The following is a 20,762-nucleotide window of genomic DNA, read 5'->3' as shown; positions in this document are numbered from 1 at the left end:
TGAATAATTTTTTTGTACCTTTTTTAGAAAAATACCGGTAAAATAGCCATATCCAAAGTACAATGCTTTTAAAAACGGAATGCAATACAATTAAAACTTCTGGCGAGATAACCGAATTTTTATAATTTTACCTAGAATGAAAAACAAGCACGTTCGGGCTTTCCAGAAAGGCCTCTATTTTGTCTTTTTCGCCTCAGCGGTTTCCTGTATGAAGCAAGTTTCGCCTGCCAACAGCAGTTCTGTTCCGGTAATACCCGGCGTCTCCAAACCATTAGCCGATTTCCGGATTTCGCAACTGAGCAAGATTGCCTATGACCTGCACCTGATCCTTCCGGCCCGGAAAGACGAACCGGTACTGGCGTCTGAAGTCATTTCTTTTCACCTGAAAGAAAAAGGTCAGCCGTTGCAGCTAGATTTCAAGGAAACCGCTGATAAACTGAAGCAGGTAAAAGTGAACCAGCAAGTGGTGCCGGTGGAACACACGCAGGAACACCTGCTTATTCCGGCTCAATTTCTGAAACAAGGCGCAAACCAGGTCGAGATTGACTTCGTGGCGGGCAATCTGTCATTGAACCGGCAAGCCGATTTTCTGTACATGCTACTGGTGCCCGACCGCGCCCGCACGGTTTTCCCCTGTTTTGACCAACCCAGCCTGAAAGCCACTTTTAAACTTACCCTGACCATTCCGCAGGAGTGGAAAGCCATTGCCAACGCACCGCTGCAAGACTCGGTGCTAAGCGCGGGGCAGAAGACATACCATTACCAGAATTCAGATGTCATTCCCACGTACCTGTTCTCGTTTGCGGCCGGAAAATTTGACCATGTGGCGCAAACCGCCAACGGAAGAACCATGCACTTTCTGCACCGCGAAACCGATCAAGAAAAGCTGGCACAGAGCCTTTCGCCCATTTTCCAGATTCACCAAGATGCGCTGCAGTTCATGGAGCAATACACCGGCATCAAGTACCCGTTCCAGAAGTTCGATTTTGTAGCTATCCCTGATTTTCAGTACGGCGGCATGGAGCACGTGGGCGCGATTCAGTACAAAGCCTCCACGCTGTTCCTGGACGAGGGCGCGACGCAAGACCAGAAAATCTCCCGCTCCAGTTTAATTTCCCACGAGACGGCGCACATGTGGTTCGGGGATTTGGTGACCATGGCGTGGTTCAATGATGTCTGGATGAAAGAGGTCTTCGCCAATTTCATGGCCGACAAAATCACGCAGGTGGCCATGCCTACCTCTAACTTCGACCTCAAGTTTTTGGTAGACCATTTGCCTGCCGCGTATGGGGTAGACCGTACCGCCGGAGCCAACCCCATCCGGCAGCAGCTGGACAACCTGCAGGATGCGGGCTCTATGTACGGCAACATCATTTACCACAAAGCCCCGGTGATGATGCGCCAGCTGGAAAGGCTCATGGGCGAAGAAGCGTTCAGGAAAGGCTTGCAACAGTACCTGAAGAAATACGCCTACGGCAACGCCACCTGGCCCGACCTCATCCAGATTCTGGACGATCTCACTCCCGCCGATCTGCAAGCCTGGAACCAGGTGTGGGTGAACGAACCGGGCCGTCCGCAGTTTGATTACACCTTGCAAACCGAAGGCAATAAGATTTCCAGTCTTACCATCCGGCAGAAAGGCGAAGACGGCTCTAATCGTTTCTGGCCGCAGCATTTTGAGCTTGCCTTAGTGTATCCAGACCGCATGCAGGAAATGACCGTGAACATGAACCAGGCCGAAGTGACGCTGCCGGAAGCGATGGGCAAAGAGAAGCCTTTGTTTGTGCTGTTTGATGTGACCGGCCAAGGCTACGGCGTGTTCCCGGTAGACGCGCAAATGCTAAGCGGATTGTATAGTTTAAAGAATCCGGTAGCGCGGGCCTCGGCTTACATTAACTTGTACGAGAACATGCAGAACGACCGCAGCGTCACGCCGCAGCAACTGCTGGATTTCTACCGAGGCGGACTTTCCAAAGAAACGGAAGAACTTAACGTGAAACTGATCACCGGCCAATTGAGCGATATCTTCTGGCGTTTCCTTCCCGCCGCCCAACGGCCCACCCTGGCCCCGCAACTGGAGCAGGAACTCTGGACGGCCATGGAGAAAGCCACCGCTGCTAACGTGAAGAAGCTGCTTTTCAAAACCTACCAGAGCATCGCCTTAAGTTCCGCTGCCCAGAACCGTTTGCACCAAATCTGGGACAAAGAACAGGCCCCCGCCGGCATCAAGTTGTCCGAGGATGATTACACCTCATTGGCTTTAGCTTTGGCCGTGCGCGATTACCAAAACAGTCCACAAATATTGGCCCGCCAAATGGCACGTATTCCTAACCCAGACCGCAAGAAGCGCTTGCAGTTTATGGTGCCTGCTTTGTCAGGAAATGTAAAGGAACGGGATGCTTTTTTTGCCTCGTTGAAAAAAGAAGAGAACCGCGAGGTGGAATCGTGGGTGTTGGCGGCGTTGAATTACCTGCACCATCCGTTGCGGGCCGCTACCTCAGAGAAGTATTTGAAAGAAAGCCTTGATTTGCTGGAGGAAATCCAACTGACCGGCGATATCTTCTTCCCGGCCTCGTGGCTTTCGGCCACCTTGGGGTCTTACCAAACCGCAGGAGCGGCCAATACGGTACGCACCTTCTTGCAGGCGCACCCAGACTACAACCCCAAGCTGAAAGGCAAGATTCTGCAAGCGGCAGATGGGGTGTTCAGAGCCGAGAAGTTGGCGCACCCGGTGAAGTAATCCTAAAAACGGGCTATAATGTTCTGGACACCTCTGTTTTCAGAGCATGAACCCGTTTAGAGTTCTTCATGAACAAGTTGTATCGCAATTTCTCTAGGGCAAGCGTCCGCTTGTATCATCGATTTTAGGCTACTTTTACGAAAACAGGCCAAAAACAAGAGGTTTATTCGGCACTGCCGCAAGCATCTGCTTGTAGCCCCGTTTCTGGGCTACTTTTATGAAACCAGGCGTAAAACTCTAAACGGCTTCCATGCTTAAATTTTGGATTGGCAAGCTCAACTGGCCATAGCAAGAACCTGAGATGAATTTTAAACATGCTCTCAGACTGCTTTTTAAGAAATAGCCTAAAAACAGAGGTCTAAACTGATGCAGGCAGCTGCCCCTGGTTCTTTCTTTGGAAGAACCAGGGGCAGCATGGGTAGAAACTCCGCGCAGCGAACAAATACTGACTTCCCGCGTTCAAAGAATACTTTATGTATCTACAGGAACCTAACCAACTTTTACAACTATGAAAAAATCTATCTTGAATACGGCTAGCCTGGCTTTGGTAGCAGGGTTGGCCTTGGCTTCCTGCAACCAGGCTCCCAAAGAAGGTGACCAGGCCACCATCACCGATGAAAAGTCGGCCGCTAGTGCTACGGGGCAAACCTTTGTGGTAGATACCGCGGCCAGCGTGGTAGAGTTCACCGGTAACGGTGTAGGCAAGAACCACCCGGGCACCTTTCAACTTACTTCGGGCACCGTATCGGTGGCCAATGAGCAGATTACGGGCGGCGAGTTTACCATCAACATCAAATCTCTGACGCTGAAAGAACAGGGAGAGATGTTCGAGACCAAGCTGAAGCCCCACTTGTTGAGCGGTGACTTTTTTGACGCCGAGAAATTCGGGACGGCCACCTTTGAGATCACGAAGGTAGAGCCCTACAAATCTGACGGAAAAGACACCTCTTTGGTAGCGGGCGCCAACTTCAGCGTGAGCGGAAACTTCACCCTGAAAGGCGTGACCAAGAATATCACGTTCCCGGCCCGCATTGAGCTGGATGAAAATACCCTGGAGGCCGAAGCCAACTTCAACATTGACCGCCGCCAGTGGCAGATGAACTACGGCAATGATAAAACCCTGGGCGACAAGTTCATCTCCGAAACCGTGAACATAGAGCTGGATTTGGAAGCAAAAAGACAAGAGGGCTCTGCTACTGCCTCTGCTCAATAGATTGAGCCTGTTTTTACCAAAAGAGCCCGAAAACGAGCATGCGTTTTCGGGCTCTTTTGGTAAAAACAGGCCAGAAATGATGTCTCCTGGCGCAAGCGTCCGCATGCACTGCAAAACAGAAATGCGGGCGGACACAAGCGGACGCTTGCGCCAGAGGATCAGTCTGAAAATAAGCTTTTAAACTACTCTAAGCAGGTTTCTTACTTCACCAGATTATCCTGTTGCATTTTTTGCACGGTGATTTCCGCAAATTTCTCAGAGAAAGACTGTAAGCCGCCCGGGTTGTAAGACTCTGATTGGGCAGACCAGAGCAGCCTTTCAGAAGCAGCATCATACAGGTTGGTCTCCAGGAAATACACCTTGTCTTCACGGTAGTAGCCTGGGTCAAGCATCATGGGGCGCATGTAGGTATAATACCCTCTAAACGTGCCGTACCAGCCAAACCGGGTCACCGGCATGTAGGTAGTGCTGCCGGGCACATAGCGCGTCTCGGTTTCGGTGTTCACCAAGGCTACGGTCAAGATGGCGTCGTGCCGGTCGCCTTTGACTTTTTCAAGGATGGCATCACCGGTGGTGGTGCCGTCGCGCATGAGGGCCGGCGGAAACAGGTCAATGCTCTTGGTAGCGGTGATTCCGCGCTGCTGCAACTGGGTCTGCAAATGCGCCTCAATGGTTTGCCGGGCCACTGCGTTATCTGTCAAAGCCGCTACAATTATCCGGTTGAACGTAGTAGTGGTGGCTTCGGGGCTTTTCCAGGTACCGGTAATCTGGGTGGCGGGCGCGCACCCTCCCACCAGCGCCGCCAACACGAACAGCAATCCTACCCGTGACTTCATAGTTCTCAAACAATCTCTCAACATATTCATAATGGTCTATTTAAAACAAGTGGACAGTTGTTTTAGAAAACGGATTGCTGTGAAAATGGATGCTATTTTCTGAGATCAGGTACTGCTTTTTGTACATGCCCCATGTACGGCACTGCTTATAATACCAAAGTGCCCAAAGTTGGCTTTGGGCACTTTTTATGAAAAACAGGCCAGAAACGCGGCTGCGCGGTTATTACTTTCCGGAACTACGCTTCTCCAGTACCTCCTGCACGGCTTTTTCAATGGCCGGCCACACCGGCGAAGCAGGCGACACCAGATCAAAATGCCCGGCTTCCGGCAACAGCACCAGTTGCGCCTTCGTCTTTTCGCCTGGCGAATGATGGACGAAATTCTGCGCCTGGCTTACCGGCACAATAGGATCGCGGCCGCCCTGCACCATTCTAACGGGTATTTTCAAGGCCAGCGTAGGCGAAGGCGTTCCTTCGGCATACCGCTGGGGCACCGCCGTGGGCAAACCGCCCATCAGCTTTTCCACGGCGGCATTACAGCTTCCTTCCTGGGTGCTGTACGTGGCCAGATCTGGGATTCCCGCCAGGGAGACCACGCCTTTCACTTTCAGCGGATTTTTGGTATGCAAAGGACTACTGCGGGGCAGCTCTTTTCGGCCTGCCGCCCACAACGCCAAATGCCCGCCCGCCGAGTGCCCCATCACCACCACTTCTTGGCTGGATACCGGGTATTGTTTGGCCAACTCCCGCACGTAATCTACGGCTTGGGCTACATCTAGAAACGTGCCGGGGTAGCCACCACCCACATCCCCCACCCGCCGGAACTCGATGTTCCAGGTGGCATAACCAGCTTTAGTGAGCGCGGCACTTACGTGGTTCATGTACTGGTAATTGAATTGGCTCAGCCAACAGCCGCCATGGATGACCACCACCACGGGGAAAGGCCCTTTCCCCTCGGGCACCCGCAACTCCCCAAACTGCAAAGAATCTGGGCCGTAGGCAATGCGCTTTCCGGCGGCAGGGGCGGGCAGCTTCAGCAGGTCTTGCCAGGTGATGGGTTGAGGAGCTTGCGCTTGGAGCGGGCTGGTGCAGCAGAGAAAACAAAGCAGCAGAAGAGACAGACAAAACTTCATATTGGGAGTAAACAAGCTCTAAAGTTGATAAAGCAGGAATGGCCCTACTTGGGAGGATGAAGGTACGGGAGGCTTTTCACTTTTGAACGAGTATCTTGCCGCTACTTTCTGCGGCAAGCGGGAAAGCACCGTTGCAAAACCGAACGAAGCTAGAAACCAAGGCAAAAGAGGCACCAATCGCCTCCAAAACAGATTTACGAAAGACTAAAGATGAAACGAGTAGTCATTACGGGCATGGGCGCGTTAACCCCCATAGGGAATACAGTACCAGAATATTGGCAGGCGCTGAAACATGGCGTGAGCGGCGCGGCGCCTATCACTAAGTTTGATGCCACTAAGTTTAAAACCCGGTTTGCCTGTGAACTGAAGAACTTCAACCCGCTGGACTTTATGCCCAAGAGCGAAGCCCGCAAGCACGACCTCTACACCCAATACGCGCTTATCTCGGTGGCCGAAGCGGTGCAGATGGCCAACATTAACTTTGAGCACCTGAACCGCAACCGGATTGGCGTCATCTGGGGCACCGGCCACGGCGGTATGGGCACGTTCCAGGATCAAGCCGTAGAATTCGCCCAAGGCGATGGCACGCCCCGGTTTAACCCGTACTTTATCCCCAAAATGATTGTGGACATTGCGGCAGGCGTCATCTCCATGAAGTACGGACTGCGGGGCGTGAATTTCGCCACTGTCTCGGCCTGCGCTTCTTCCAACTCGGCTATTATTGAGGCGTTCAACTACATCCGCTGGGGCAAAGCCGACATGATCATTACCGGCGGCTCTGAGGCCTCTATCACTGAAACGGGCATAGGCGGTTTTGGCGCGCTCAAGGCACTGTCTACCTTCAACGAGAACCCAGCCGTTGCCTGCCGCCCATTTGACGTGAAGCGGGACGGATTTGTGATGGGCGAAGGTGCCGGAGCCCTCATCCTGGAAAGCTACGAAAGCGCCATCCAGCGCAACGCCGTTATTCTGGCCGAGGTAGTGGGCGGAGGCATGGCCGCCGATGCGTACCACCTCACCGGCACCCACCCCGAAGGCGAGGGCGCGTACCTGGGCATGATGGAGGCCCTGGAGGAAGCCAATTTAAGCCCCGCTGACATTGACTACCTGAACTGTCATGCCACCTCTACCTCTATAGGAGACGCCAGCGAACTGATTGCGGTAGAGCGGGTGTTTGGCCTAAACCCTACCTTGCACCTGAGTGCCACCAAATCTATGACGGGCCATTTACTGGGTGCGGCCGGAGCCATTGAGGCCATTGCGTGCATCAAGGCGGTGCAGGAGAACATCATTCCACCTACCATCAACGTAGATGAGCCAGAACCTGCCCTCAGCCAGAAGTTTGACCTGACCTTAGGCCGAGCGGTTTCCAAGGAAGTGAAGTATGCCATGAGCAATACCTTCGGGTTTGGGGGCCACATTGCCACGGCTATCTTCAAGAAGTTCACCGCGTAGGGCATGATTGGTTTTTAATGCGTTTTCATGAAAAGAGCCCGGAAACAGGTTGTTTCCGGGCTCTTTTCATGAAACGGAGCCTAAAACGGCCTTACCCCAATCACTGCTTCTTATATTATGGAAATGTTTCATTGCTATTCTGGCTCAAACAAAACATGGAAAAACAACGGCATATTACCTTTTCACCAGCCCTCATTTTGAATGGAAGCGCAGCACACGCAACACCTAACCGGAAGCGAAAACCTTTGCCTGCGCCCTGTTACAGGAGCTTCTATGACTGGGCAGCAGTTCCTTCCTGCACACCTAAGCCCAGCACAGTAGAATGAGCACCTTACGTATTTTATAAAATAATGATATTACCGCTCACGTAAATTTTATTTACCCAACTAATATGATTTTAACTTTATACCCCACATTCTTAAATAGAGAATATCGGTTTTGATCACCTGCGGCAGCATTAGCACCGCATCGACTTCCTTTCATTATGCAGCTTATTAGAAACGTTATAGTTATAAACCAAGGCTTAGTTTCCTACTTTCTCCTCAAGATACCCCGTAATATTGTATCATAATAAAGAGAAAAAGGAAATGAACGCTACCGGGTTACATCTAAATAGCACTTCTCAACAGTCACCATCTATCATTGGCTTGGCAACTGCAAAGAAACCTGGGGGGCAAAAGTCCCAAATTATCTCTGTTTCATCCAGAAACTACGCTGCAACCTCTATCAGTAATGCGGTAGATTCTATGAGCAATCCCCTTACAGATGGGTTTGTCCTGGACGGCTACTTTTTAGGAACATTCGAATTTGATTCCCTTACCGGGCACCCGGGCATAAGATACTAGATTCCACTGCCTCTGTTGGTTTACTACCAACTGTACGAGACACATATCCCCCAACCGAAAAGAGCCAGGAAACAAATGTTTCCTGGCTCTTTTCGTATAAAGCTGGTTGAAACTCCCTTAACGTTTAGGGATAACAGCCGGAATCAACTTAACATGGAAGAGCATCGGCACATGTCATTTTCACAGCCACCATTCTGGAGTGGAAATACCTACTGGAACTTGATAAGTACAAGAGTATAATTGTAGAAAGCCTCCGGTTTCTAGCGAAATAAAAGCGGGCGAAAGTCTATGGATTCGTGATTATGCCCAACCACTTGCACCTGCTTTGGAAAATGGAAGAACCGCATCGGCGCCAAGACGTGCAGCGGGATTTCATGAAGTTCACCGGACAACAGCTGAAGTTTGATCTGGCACAGAACCACCCGGCGGTTTTAGAGCGGTTCTGGGTGGATGCAAAGGACAGGCAGTATCAGATTTGGGAGCGGAACCCCTTTATCTGTGCTTTGCTACTCAGTAGCTGTGACGGAGCAGAAGTTGGACTACATCCACCAAAACCCGGCACAGGAGAAGTGGAAACTGGCAGAGCTACCGGAAGACTATTATTATTCCTCCGCCAGGTTTTACTTGGAGAACAAAGATGACTTTGGCTTTTTAACGCACTATCTTGACTAGGAAACCCCTTGACTAGAGAACCGCAGTTTGGGTTGTTGGTGAGAACACCAACAACGGCGGGGCAAATTGGTTAGCAAGCCTATTAAAGCGGCTCAAATTGCAATCCAATTCTCCTTAAACCAAAAAGAGCCCGGAAACGTACGTTTCCGGGCTCTTTTCATAAAACCAGGCCTAAAACAGCCTTAGTCCATCAGCTTCTTGTAGCGGATGCGCTTGGGCTCTACGTCACCCAGGCGTTTCTTCTTGGCTTCTTCGTAGTCAGAGAAGTTTCCTTCAAACCAAACTACTTGCGAATCACCCTCAAAGGCCAGGATGTGCGTGGCGATACGATCCAGGAACCAACGGTCGTGGGAGATGACCACGGCGCAACCGGCGAAGTTCTCCAGCGCGTCTTCCAGGGCCCGGATGGCGTTTACGTCCAGGTCGTTGGTGGGCTCATCCAGGAGCAACAGGTTAGCGCCTTGCTTTAGGGTCATGGCCAGGTGCACGCGGTTCCGCTCTCCGCCGGAGAGCACGCCCACTTTCTTCTCCTGGTCACCGCCCGTGAAGTTGAATTTGCTCACGTAGGCGCGGGCGTTCACCTGACGGCCAGCTAAGAGCATGGTCTCGGTACCGCCGGAGATGGTTTCAAAAACAGATTTATTGGGGTCAAGGCTTTCGTGCTGCTGGTCTACGTAGGCAGTTTCTACCGTTGGACCAACGGTGATGTTACCGGTATCGGCGGCTTCTCGGCCGGTAACCAGACGGAACAGCGTAGATTTACCCGCGCCGTTTGGCCCAATAATGCCTACAATGCCCGCAGGCGGCAAACTGAAAGACAGGTTCTCAAACAGCAATTTATCGCCGAAGGCTTTGGTGAGGCCTTCGGCTTCAATCACCACGTTGCCCAGGCGCGGACCGTCTGGGATGAAAAGCTCCAGTTTCTGCTCTTTCTCCTTGGCGTCTTCTGAGGCCATTTTCTCATAGTTGCCTAAACGGGCTTTGCTCTTGGCCTGGCGGGCTTTCGGGCTCATGCGGGCCCACTCCAACTCGCGTTGCAGGGTTTTCTGGCGCTTGCTTTCAGTTTTCTCTTCTTTGGCCAGACGCTCAGCTTTCTGCTCCAACCAACTGGTGTAATTGCCTTTCCACGGAATGCCTTCGCCACGATCCAGTTCCAGAATCCAGCCGGCCACTTTGTCCAGGAAGTAACGGTCGTGGGTGACGGCAATCACGGTGCCTTTGTATTGCTGCAAGTGTTGCTCCAGCCACAGTACAGACTCAGCGTCTAAGTGGTTGGTAGGCTCATCCAACAGCAACACGTCGGGCTCCTGCAGCAACAGGCGGCACAGGGCCACACGGCGCTTCTCACCGCCAGACAGGTTGCCTACAATGGCTTCGCCGGGCGGTGTGCGCAGGGCGTCCATGGCGCGCTCCAGTTTGCTGTCCAGGTCCCAGGCACCCAAGTGGTCCAGCTTCTCCTGCACTTCGCCCTGGCGGGCCATGAGCTTGTCAAAATCAGCGTTCTCATCTGCGAAGGCTTCGTTGATTTCTTCGTACTCTTTCAGGAGCGCCACCGTTTCGGCGGCGCCTTCCTGCACAATCTCCATCACGGTTTTGGCAGGGTCTAACTGCGGCTCCTGTTCCAGGTAACCCACGCTGTAACCCGGCGAGAACGCCACCTCGCCCTGGAACTGCTTGTCTACCCCGGCAATCACCTTTAAAAGGGAAGATTTACCAGAGCCGTTCAGACCCAACACGCCAATTTTGGCGCCGTAAAAGAAAGAGAGGTAAATGTTTTTGAGAACTTGTTTCTGCGGCGGGTAAATCTTACTTACCCCCGCCATGGAGAAAATAATGGTTTCGTTGCTCATGAATATAGGATAGATTCTGGTCTGTGTACTGGCCTGCGTCCTTTTGGGGTGTTTCCAGAAAAACGGCCCCAAAACGCCACAGATAACCTTGCGCCTTGAAATCAGTATGCAAACAAAGGTCAGGGTGCGCGCGTTTTCTGCCAATAAGCACAAATATCGTAAATTTTGGCACGGCGGGGTTATGAAAATTGGCGTTTATTCATAAACTTGTACCAAAATAGACTTTAAATTTTTCAGTTAATTATCCAGTTGATGGAAACCAAAGATTTGTCTGAGGAGGCCCATAAGTACGGCTACATTGAGGGTAACCAGGTGTGGTTGAAGCCATTTATGCACTTTCCGGCGCGCCAGGTAGGCGATGTGAAGGAGGTCCCCGAAGAATCATTGCACTACTTCGCAAACCGATTCGAGAACTTCAAACAGAAGGTAGACAGCCTGCTGGAGAAGATAGAAACCTCTGAGAACAAGGGTTCTTTCTTGATGAAGGTCTTGCACCTGAAGGAGCAGATTGAGAAGTATGACGCCATTGGCGACTTTGAATCTTTGCACCAGCGTCTCTCTGCCGCTGAGGAGGAGATCAAGGAAGCCATTGCCCGCAACCGCGACAAAAACCTGGCCACCAAGATCACGCTCATCCAACAGGCCGAAGCCCTGCAAACCAGCATTGACTGGCAGGAAACCACCGACAAACTGAAGGAACTGCGCCAGAACTGGATCAAGACCGGCCCGGTAGACAAAACCCTGGCCGACGAACTGGAAGAGCGCTTTAAAACGGCCGTGGAGGTTTTCTTCACCCGCAAGAAGGAATTCTTCCAGGACAAGAAAGACATGCTCTCCCGCACGGTAGACAAGTACAAAGCGCTTATTGCCCAGTCTGAGGCCCTGAAAAACTCTGAGGTGTGGGAAGAAACCAGCAAAAAGCTGAAAGACCTGCAAAACCAGTGGAAAGAGATTGGCGGCACCCTGCCCCGCAAGATGTCCAATGACCTCTGGAACAGCTTCAGGGCGGCCAATAACCACTTTTTTGAGCGCCTGAAAAAACACATCAACAGCCAGAAAAACGAATCTAAGGACAAATACCTGGAAGACAACCTGGAGAAGAAACGCTCTCTGGTGGCCCAGGCCGAGGCTTTGCTAGACGAACCCGTGCAACAGGCCGTGCCCAAAGCCAAAGAACTGCAGGCCGCCTGGAAAAAAGTAGGCCCGGTAAAACAGGAAGAATCTGACATTGTGTGGGAAAGCTTTCTGGTAGCCTGCGACAAGATTTTTGAACTGAGCAGCCTGGAGCATTTCATGCGCAAGCGGCCGCTGCCCGAAGGCAAAAACTCAGAGAATGATCAGTTGCACGCCCGCATTAACGCCCTGCGCGACTTCATCAAGTATGACAGGCAGGAACTGGAAGTGCTGGAAAACAACCTGGATAGGTTAAACCCAAATCCGGGCAATGAAACCTTCAGGGCCATGTTGGAAGGCAAGATCAAGAACTTCAACCGTAAGATTAGGACTAAAAACGAATTAATAGAGCTCCTGCGCAAAAAGTCTGGCGTGCAGAGCAACAAAATTGCCTAAATCCTGCGTAAGCCGTTAGAAATTGTCCTAAATTCTAACGGCTTACGCGATGAGAAAATACGTTCTACTCCTTTTCCTTTCCCTTCCTTTCCTGGCCCAGTCCCAGAACATCAAAGGCCCTTACGTGGGCGTTACTACCCAATTCCAGAATACCTGGGTTATCAATGACGAGCAGTACGAAGATGTCAACTACAAACACCGCTCCACCACCAAGTGGGCACCTTACGGGTTTGTAGCCGGCTATAAATTCAACGAGAACCACAACGTACAGGCAGAAATCTACCGGTCGCACCAAGGTCAGAAATTCGACCTCATAGACATAAATGGTGGTAAATCTGGCGAAAAGGAAATTGACCTGGTCTATTACAACATCCCGCTCCTCTTCAAGTACACCACCACGGGCAAAGTCCGGTTCAACTTTCAGGTAGGGCCGCAACTGGGCATCTTGCAGAAGGGCACTGAGCACAACAGCTTTTCGCGCGCCGCCACGTACCAGATCAAAGAGAGAACGTTCTCTGTACCCCAAGGAAACTACCTGCTGGCCAGCACCCAGGACAGTGACCGCAGCAACTCCAACGTAGGCGAGTTTAACCAATATGACCTGGGCGTTTTATTGGGAACCGGCGTGGAATACAGCCTCAGCACCAACTTGATTTTAACGGCGAACCTTAGGTACAGCTACAATTTTGTAAACATCCGCAAAGAAGAGCACATTGAAGACCTATCCCGCGACTCAGATTATTATGTGTTGCGCCAGAACATGGTAGCCGGAGTGCAACTAGGCCTAAACTACCTTTTCAACACCGGCGACGGCACCAGCCGCGCCCGCCGCGAGTAAAAAATAAGGGCGCAACTAAACATTTTACCGGAATGCGCGTTGTGTTTTAGCATTGCAAGAGAACTGTAATCATAAGATAAATTTGAATTCTCAATCAAAATCTTATTTTTGCGGCTCGTTTACCTCTGCAACTTGTTTGTATAGCTATACTTTAAAAGCGAATTTACTATGTATTGGACACTTGAACTTGCCTCTTATTTGGAAGATGCGCCTTGGCCCGCTACCAAAGATGAATTAATTGATTATTCTATCCGCTCTGGTGCCCCCATGGAAGTGGTAGAAAACCTACAGGCTCTGGAAGACGATGGTCAACCCTACGAGAGCATTGAAGAGGTTTGGCCGGATTATCCTACCAAAGAGGACTTCATGTTCAACGAAGACGAATACTAATATTAATTAGGAATTGAGAATTAGGAATTGGCTCAGCCTTTTTTGATTCCTAATTCTCAATTCCTAATTCTTAATTAACTTGGCTGTTTTAGAAATAAAAAATCTGGTTGCGGGATACGACGAGCGCGTACTTCTCCGCAACCTTTCTTTTTTGGTGCCAGCCCCTGCCTTGGTGGCTATTATTGGGCATAACGGCAGCGGCAAATCTACCCTCCTGAAAACCCTTACCGGGCAGGTTCCTTACCAGGGGCAGATTCTGGTACAGGGCAGCCCACTGGTGGCGCGGGCCGGGGCCATTGCCCGCGCGCTCTCCTACCTTCCGCAGAAAAACAACGTGGCCTTCCCCATCAAGGTACGCGAGCTGGTAGTCATGGGCTTATTCCGGCAGAAGCGTCTGCTGGAACATTATACTACTTCTGACTACACCCGTGCCGAGGCCATGCTGGAGCGTCTACACATTTCACACCTGGGCCAACGCACCTTTACAGATTTATCTGGGGGAGAGCAACAGCTGGTGTGGCTCGCACAACTCATGCTGCAAGATGCGCCCATCGCCTTACTGGACGAACCCACCCAGCAGTTGGATGTCTACCACAAGAAAAGAGTCTTTGATTTGATGGCCAGCTGGGTGCGTGAAGAACAGAAAACCGTGCTCTGCATTACCCATGACCTGCTGAACTTGCTTCCGCTGGAAGGCTATCTCCTGAACATCTCCCAACCCCAGCCAACCCTGGAAAAACTCTCCCCCCAAACAGTATTGGCTCAACAGCGTTTTCTGGAGGAAAAAGCAGTAAGCACCTATTAAGTAGCAGGGCAAGTTAAACTATCTATTTTGTTTTCCTGAAAGGATCTTGTGGGCGAACTAGAAAAGTTGGGAATAAACGCCATTGCCGTTCGCCACCGAGATCCTTGCAGGAGGATAAGGAGAGAAGAAGATGATAATTATTTAGGAAGGTTCTGTTCCTAAATATTCCATTAAATGCCCTTACTGCGTGGCTTCCTGCCGCAAAAATGCTTCGGCTAGGATCAAGTCTTCTGGGGTGGTGAGCTTTATGTTGCGGTAACTTCCTTCCACCAGCTCTATTTTGTGCCCGAACTTCTCTACCACCGAGGCGTCATCGGTGAAGAGGGAGATTTCTGGCTGGGCGTAGGCGCGGCGCAACAAGGGCAACCTGAAGCACTGCGGTGTCTGCACCAGTCGGTAGGCTGTTCGGTCTACGGCCTTGGAATGGCTGCCGCGCACCCGCCTAATGGATTCCTTCAGGGTCACGGCTACTACGGCTGTTCCTTTCTGGGCGGCGGTGGTGTAGGCGGTGGTTAAAATAGCATTATCAAGAAAAGGCCGCACCCCGTCATGCACTGCCACTACCCCTTCCTCTTCCTGATCTAACGCCGCCAACCCGTTCTTCACCGACTGGAACCGGCTGTTGCCTCCGGAGACTACCTGGTGCGGAATGGTGAACTGGTGCGCGGCACACAGGCCGCGCCACGTGGAGATCTCAGCCCCGGGCAGTACCACCACCAGCAGCATTTCAGCCTCAAAGGCATGGAACCTTCTGAGGGTGTGCATGAGCACTGGCTCACCGGCAATGGGCAAAAACTGCTTGGGCATTGAGGCCTGCATTCTGCTGCCGGAGCCACCGGCCACAATAATCGCGTATTTCTTTAAATCTGGTGACAGCATGAGGGTGCAAGATACACAATGCAAGGTGCCAAGACCAGTTCTGTTTTGGGGCTGTTTTGTAAAAAGTAGGCGGAAAACAACGGAGTTCAGCGTCTGGTAGAGCTGAAAAAGCAATGACAATCTGCTTCCTGGTATATTTTTGATGTTTAGAAAGCGGCGGGACGCCGGAGGTAACTCACCTCGCCAGAGGCGAACGAGGGAAATTCCTAGTATGACGCAGGTTTGCTTCCTGGTGACCGCTCTTCCGGAGTTCCACTCCGGAAGCTGGCTGCCGGGAAGTTCTACTCCCCTTCTTCTGCAACACCTGCCCGTGGCTCCCGGCGGAGTGGAACTCCGCAGCAGGCAGGTTCGGGAGTAGAACTCCCAAACAGCAAGAAAACAACCGCGCCAGGCTCTTCAGCGCCTGGCGCGGTTGTTTTCCTTCCGCTTCGCAATGTTGCAAAGAGGTTTCTATCTGTTTTCGGGCTGATTTTAGAATTCCAGGATGAAAGTGGTGCCTTTGTCCACCTCGCTGGTCACGCTCAGGTTGCCGCCCATGGCCTTGGCTTGCGAGTGCGCAATGTAGAGGCCCATGCCTTTGCTGTCTTTATGGTGGTGGAACCGCTGGTACAGCCCGAAGATGCGCTCACCGAACCTTTTCAGGTCTATGCCCAGCCCGTTGTCTGTGAAGTAAAGCGTATCTTTCCCGTTTACCTTTTCGGCTTTCACCCCTATGTGCAGCGCCCGGTCTGGCGACCGGTATTTGATGGCATTGGTGAGCAGGTTCAGCAAGATGCTGTGCAGATAGCCCGCGTTGTAATACACCTGAGGCACCTGCGAGAAGTCTGTGGTGAGTTGGATGTCTTTCTCTGCTAAAAGTCCGTCAACAGACAGCACTACTTTTTCAAAGGCCTTTGCCAGGTCTACTTCTTCTTTGTTGGTGTGCGGATTGTTTTTGATGACCAACACTTCCAGCAAATCATTGATGATGGCGTTCAACTGCGCCGTAGATTCCTTGAATTTCTGGATCAGGATTTTGTTGCGGCCCTCTGGAATGGTCTGCGTGTCTATCAGGTTGGCGATACCGGTGAGGTTGGCCAAAGGCGCGCGCAGGTTGTGCGAGGTGATGAACGTGAACTGCTTTAAGTCTGCGTTGTTCTGGGTTAGCTCAGAGATAAACACTTCGCGCTCCAGTTCATAGTGTTTGCGGTTGGTAATGTCACGGAACATGGAGATCCAATGCGTGAGTACCTGCTGGCTGTTTAACATGGGCATTATGAGCAACTGCACCCAAAAGGAGCTTCTGTCTTTTCTATAGATTTCCAGCTCGGCCTCCCCCACCTGGCCTTCCGCCATGGATTGCTGAAACAGCGACACGGTTTCCTGGTTGGTATTGGGGCCAACTATGAAACTCAGGTTTCCGCCTAACACTTCCTCTTTTTCATAACCGGTAAGCTGGGTGAAGGCTTTGTTGAAGAAGACAGCCTCCAGTTGCCCCGATTTTTCCAGATTGGCTTTACTGATGATGATGGCATCCTGCACGTTGGAAATCACAGACTCCAGCAAGCGCAGTTGCTGTTCCTCGGCTTTTCTTTGGGTGATGTCGGTTAAGAGGGCAAACACACAGTCTACCTGGCCTTCCGCATCAAACAAAGGCTGCATCTGCAGTTTAAACCAGAGCTTTTCCCTAGATTTGGTATAATGCGCTATCTCTACCTCCAGGGGCGTACGGTTAAATTGCTGGTACAGGTAGTGAATGGTAGGGAGGTCGGTTTCAGGGCCTACTAAGAAATCATTGGGCTTTCTCCCCTCTATTTCTTCCAACGTATATCCTAACATACGAGTAAAGGCTGAGTTGATCCATTGGATAGCGCCATCTGGCCGCATGATGATGACCGCGTTCATTGTTTCACGGGCCACCAAAGAAAGCTTCCGCAACTCTTCCTCTACTAGTTTGTGACTGGTCACGTCCTGTATAGCCCCTACTACTCTGGTGGGCCTGCCGGTATCGTCTTTGAGCAGCGTGCCTTGGTCTACCACGTACGCATATTCTCCGCTGGCTTTCCTGAACCGGTATTCTTCACGCCAATGCTCCTGATCTCCCTTTGAGATAAATTCCTGCAAAGAAGCCTCCACCCTCTTTAAATCATCTGGGTGCACCTGTGCGGCCCAAACATCAAGCTCGGGCCCGAATTCCTCTACGTTAAAGCCGAACAATCTTTCAAACCCAATGCCCCAGTTGATTCTGCCAGCCAATATGTCAAAGTCCCAAATGGCGTCATTGGTGGCCATGGTGGCGTAGTGAAACCGTTCATTGCTGAAGCGCAGCTCTTCTTCAGAGCGCTTGTTTTCCAGAATGAGTTGCAGCAGGTGGCGGATACCTTCCAGGGTTTCTTCTTGTTCCGTGGTGGGGGTTTTTACCTCTTGGTGGTAAACGGCCAAGGTGCCCAACACTTTCTGGTTAGACCCCACCAGCGGAAAAGACCAGCAGGACTCCAGGCCATAAGGAAGCAGCAATTGAAAATAGTCTTTCCAGCGGTGATCTGTCTTTATATCTGAGGCTATTACTCTCCCCCCCAGAAATGCTGCTGCGTCATAAGAACCGGCTTTTTTTCCAATAGTAATGCCGTTGCTATTTTCACGGAAACTTTCCGGCAGGCTAGGAGCCGCTATCATATAGAGTTTATCTCCCTCTAGCCGCGTGCAGGAACAGTACATGCCTTTGTAGAGCTTTTCTATGCCTTTCAGGCAAAAGGCCACCGTTGATTCAAGGGTACTGCCGGGCTGGGTGTTTTTTTCCAGCACTTGCTTGCTCAGCCGCTCCAGTTCCATCACGCGCTTGAACTCTCTTACCTCCTGCAACAGACTGGTGTTCATTTTCACCGAGGCGGCGTTTTTGGCTTGTTCCTTAACGTCTTCCAGTTCTTGGCGGGCCTGCTGTAGTTCCCGCTGCAACGCCTGCAGTTGCTCTTGGTAACTAGCGGTGTCCCCTTCTGGCTCTGGTACATTAATGTGCGTAGCGGTCTCTTCCTTATTTGCGGTGAGCGGGCGGGCTGCGGCCCCGTCTTTCAGCGCCGCTTCCTGCTTCAAAACCTCACTACCCTTTTGCGTTTTATCTTCCATTAGACATTCCTGAAAAGCAAGGATCACCAACTATACAACTTAGAGCATGCCCTTTTCTCGTTTAAAGCAGTGAGAAGGGCACCCACTACAATTCTTTAGAGCTTGTTTAAATCTGAGGTTTGCAAGCTCAACTAGCCAGAGAAAGGTGCTGCGGAAGCGTTTTTTGAGACGCGTGGCAGCGCTACGGGGCGACACAGCCACGAACGCAGGTTCTTTTTAGGATTGTTTGCAGCGCAAAGTTGAAATGGAAACAAGCTCTTAACTGAAAAGTTACTTTCTCTTTTTGGGGGAAGGCAGAATTTACGCTCACTGCATTTTTCCAATCAGCAATTAAAGATAAGCCATTTCTTTTAACCTCCTAGCGTTAGCGAAAAAATTAGCCTCTTACCTGATGACGGTATATCATCCGCAACATCTTACACCTCTATTGCATGCTTGGTGCGCCTTGGAATGAGTTGGCGGAAAGCCTAGAACCCACCCCTACCCCTCTGAGGCTAATCTTGTAGAGAAAAAGAGGCTGATCGTTTCCTTGGCTTGTCCCCTGACAAGCCGAAGTAGGGAAAGGACAGCTTGAACCGCTTTTCTCTCGTCCTATCGGGGAAGCGGGTAGGTGCGTTTTAGGTTCGTTTTCCGCAAAACAGGCCTAAAACGCCCAAAACACCATCCCCGCTCTTTCGGAGTTCCACTCCCCGACCGAGTGCCCGTGGCTCCCGGCGGAGTAGAACTCCGCAGCAGGCAGGTTCGGGAGTAAAACTCCCGAACAGCGACATCAGCAAAGAGCCAGAACCCACCCCTCCCAGGAGGGGAATTAGCCTTTGCAGAAAAACAAGGGCAATGCAGCCAATAACCGCTACTATGGCGCGGATTTACTTCCGTGACTTATTGAGGCATTATCGAAAGTCACGGAAGTAAATCTGCGCCATAGGAAAAGGGTTTTGCTACTTTCCCCAGTTCCAGTCTTCCCAGAGCGCGCCTCGCTTTTGGCCATAGACAGGCAAAACTAAGAGAGACAGGCAGTGCAGGCCGAAAGGGCAGTGCGAGAGGGGAAGACGGGGCCCCGCGGCCGTGAGCGCATACCGCCAGAGATGAAACAGTACAGCACTTGCACCCACGCAAAAAGCGGACATGCCAGGGGAACAGCAAAATGCGTGCACCTACTAATCAGCAGTTCCAGACAAATGCCAAAAGGTAGAAACCAACCAATAGCGGTATTAAAGCTATTTTACTGAAAACAAGCTATAAACAGAAAGCCCCACCAGTGACCTGCACTGGTGGGGCTTTCCATGGAAATATCTGGGCTTACAGAATCAGCATTACGTCTCCGTAGCTGAAGAACTTGTATTTCTCTTTAATGGCAGTCTGGTACGCTTCCATGACCAGGTCATACCCGCCAAAGGCCGCGGCCATCATCAACAGCGTAGACTCCGGCATGTGGAAATTGGTGATTAGGCTGTTCGCGATCTTGAAGTCATACGGAGGAAACACGAATTTATCAGTCCAGCCTTCGTTTGGCTTCAGGCGGCTGTTGGCCGAAACGGATGACTCCAGCGCGCGCATGGTGGTGGTTCCTACAGAGCAAACGCGTTTCTTGGCATCCAGGGCTTTGTTCACGATTTTGGCGGTTTCCTCGGCTACGAAGAACTGCTCAGAATCCATCTTGTGCTTGGTCAGGTCTTCTACATCTACCTGACGGAACGTACCCAAACCTACGTGCAAGGTCACCGGGGTTACGTCCACCCCTTTCAGTTCCAGGCGCTTCAGCACTTCTCTGGTGAAGTGCAGACCGGCGGTGGGGGCGGCTACCGCGCCCGTAACCTCAGCGTACACGGTTTGGTAACGCTCTTCGTCTTCTGGTTCTGGCTCGCGTTTGATGTATTTGGGAAGCGGCGTTTCGCCCAGGCTGTGTACCACTTTGTAGAACTCCTCGTCTGGGCCGTCATACAAGAACTTGATGGTACGGCCGCGGGACGTAGTATTGTCAATCACCTCCGCTACCAGATCACTGTCCCCGAAGTAGAGTTTGTTACCAACCCGTATCTTACGGGCCGGGTCTACCAACACATCCCAAAGGTGAATACGCTTGTCCAGCTCGCGCAACAGGAACACTTCAATCTTGGCCCCGGTTTTCTCTTTGTTTCCGTACAAACGGGCCGGAAACACTTTGGTGTTGTTGGTCACCATCACATCACCGTCATCAAAATAAGAGATGATGTCTTTGAATACTTTATGTTCTATCTTGCCGCTGTCACGGTGAAGCACCATCATTCTGGCTTCATCGCGGTTGGGTGCCGGATGGGTGGCCATCAGGTCATTGGGCAGGTCAAATTTAAACTCTGATAACTTCATTTTTTAATATTACGGTATTAAAATATTGTAAAATAGAGCGCAAAGGTAGGCACTTTGCACTAATTTATTTTACTTTCAGGCAAATAATAA

General features: G+C 51.3%; 15 protein-coding genes. 9 read left to right on the top strand and 6 right to left on the bottom strand.

The window, feature by feature from the left end:
• The first annotated feature begins 136 nt into the window (after positions 1-136).
• Both HHO50_RS06090 and HHO50_RS06085 read left to right on the top strand, forming a co-directional pair.
• The gene (locus HHO50_RS06090) at positions 137-2,740 is read left to right on the top strand and encodes a M1 family metallopeptidase (protein WP_370457529.1); all 2,604 of its coding nucleotides are present in this window, start codon (positions 137-139) and stop codon (positions 2,738-2,740) included.
• Positions 2,741-3,248: 508 nt separating this feature from the next.
• On the top strand, positions 3,249-3,953 hold the full coding sequence (locus HHO50_RS06085) for a YceI family protein (RefSeq protein WP_181305100.1): 705 nt from the start codon (positions 3,249-3,251) through the stop codon (positions 3,951-3,953).
• 200 nt (positions 3,954-4,153) lie between these two features.
• Here HHO50_RS06085 and HHO50_RS06080 read toward each other — a convergent pair whose 3' ends face one another.
• On the bottom strand, positions 4,154-4,789 hold the full coding sequence (locus HHO50_RS06080; RefSeq protein WP_255478615.1) for a hypothetical protein: 636 nt from the start codon (positions 4,787-4,789) through the stop codon (positions 4,154-4,156).
• Between the two features lie 223 nt (positions 4,790-5,012).
• Positions 5,013-5,921 (bottom strand): S9 family peptidase, encoded by a 909-nt coding sequence (locus HHO50_RS06075; protein WP_181305098.1) that lies wholly within the window; start codon positions 5,919-5,921, stop codon positions 5,013-5,015.
• A gap of 210 nt (positions 5,922-6,131) precedes the next feature.
• Between HHO50_RS06075 and fabF the strand changes: the two genes are divergently transcribed.
• Both fabF and HHO50_RS21220 read left to right on the top strand, forming a co-directional pair.
• Positions 6,132-7,376: a beta-ketoacyl-ACP synthase II gene (fabF, locus tag HHO50_RS06070; RefSeq protein ID WP_181305097.1), complete on the top strand. Its 1,245-nt coding sequence runs from the start codon at positions 6,132-6,134 to the stop codon at positions 7,374-7,376.
• Positions 7,377-8,740: 1,364 nt separating this feature from the next.
• Complete coding sequence (locus tag HHO50_RS21220) at positions 8,741-8,893, top strand: hypothetical protein (protein WP_255478614.1); 153 nt, start codon at positions 8,741-8,743, stop codon at positions 8,891-8,893.
• Positions 8,894-9,075: 182 nt separating this feature from the next.
• Here HHO50_RS21220 and ettA read toward each other — a convergent pair whose 3' ends face one another.
• Positions 9,076-10,743, bottom strand: coding sequence for an energy-dependent translational throttle protein EttA (gene ettA / locus HHO50_RS06060; protein WP_181305096.1), 1,668 nt, complete (start codon positions 10,741-10,743; stop codon positions 9,076-9,078).
• Between the two features lie 252 nt (positions 10,744-10,995).
• Here ettA and HHO50_RS06055 point away from each other — a divergent pair, with 252 nt between their 5' ends.
• From HHO50_RS06055 to HHO50_RS06040, 4 genes are all read left to right on the top strand, one after another.
• Positions 10,996-12,312 carry a DUF349 domain-containing protein gene (locus tag HHO50_RS06055; RefSeq protein WP_181305095.1) on the top strand — a complete coding sequence of 439 codons (1,317 nt, stop codon included), beginning with the start codon at positions 10,996-10,998 and terminating at the stop codon, positions 12,310-12,312.
• 49 nt (positions 12,313-12,361) lie between these two features.
• Positions 12,362-13,150 (top strand): outer membrane beta-barrel protein, encoded by a 789-nt coding sequence (locus HHO50_RS06050; protein ID WP_181305094.1) that lies wholly within the window; start codon positions 12,362-12,364, stop codon positions 13,148-13,150.
• A gap of 168 nt (positions 13,151-13,318) precedes the next feature.
• Positions 13,319-13,540, top strand: coding sequence for a DUF2795 domain-containing protein (locus HHO50_RS06045; RefSeq protein ID WP_022821757.1), 222 nt, complete (start codon positions 13,319-13,321; stop codon positions 13,538-13,540).
• 79 nt (positions 13,541-13,619) lie between these two features.
• Entirely contained in the window at positions 13,620-14,345 is a 726-nt protein-coding gene (locus HHO50_RS06040) for an ABC transporter ATP-binding protein (RefSeq protein ID WP_181305093.1), read from the top strand.
• A 180-nt stretch (positions 14,346-14,525) separates the two neighbouring features.
• Here the strand turns inward: HHO50_RS06040 and HHO50_RS06035 are convergent, their stop codons facing one another.
• Complete coding sequence (locus tag HHO50_RS06035) at positions 14,526-15,224, bottom strand: 2-C-methyl-D-erythritol 4-phosphate cytidylyltransferase (protein ID WP_181305092.1); 699 nt, start codon at positions 15,222-15,224, stop codon at positions 14,526-14,528.
• Positions 15,225-15,435: 211 nt separating this feature from the next.
• Between HHO50_RS06035 and HHO50_RS06030 the strand changes: the two genes are divergently transcribed.
• Positions 15,436-15,582 (top strand): hypothetical protein, encoded by a 147-nt coding sequence (locus HHO50_RS06030; RefSeq protein WP_181305091.1) that lies wholly within the window; start codon positions 15,436-15,438, stop codon positions 15,580-15,582.
• A 113-nt stretch (positions 15,583-15,695) separates the two neighbouring features.
• On the opposite strand, the gene HHO50_RS06025 is transcribed toward HHO50_RS06030, so the two are convergent.
• Together HHO50_RS06025 and queA are read right to left on the bottom strand one after the other, a co-directional pair.
• Positions 15,696-18,326, bottom strand: coding sequence for a PAS domain S-box protein (locus tag HHO50_RS06025; protein WP_181305090.1), 2,631 nt, complete (start codon positions 18,324-18,326; stop codon positions 15,696-15,698).
• 1,299 nt (positions 18,327-19,625) lie between these two features.
• Entirely contained in the window at positions 19,626-20,672 is a 1,047-nt protein-coding gene (queA, locus tag HHO50_RS06020) for a tRNA preQ1(34) S-adenosylmethionine ribosyltransferase-isomerase QueA (protein ID WP_181305089.1), read from the bottom strand.
• Between the last annotated feature and the right edge of the window lie 90 nt (positions 20,673-20,762).

The organism is Rufibacter sp. XAAS-G3-1 (assembly GCF_013623775.1).
Classification (GTDB): Bacteria; Bacteroidota; Bacteroidia; order Cytophagales; family Hymenobacteraceae; genus Nibribacter.
The sequence above is the reverse complement of the archived record's forward strand: the minus strand, read 5'-3'. Positions and strand labels throughout refer to the sequence as shown.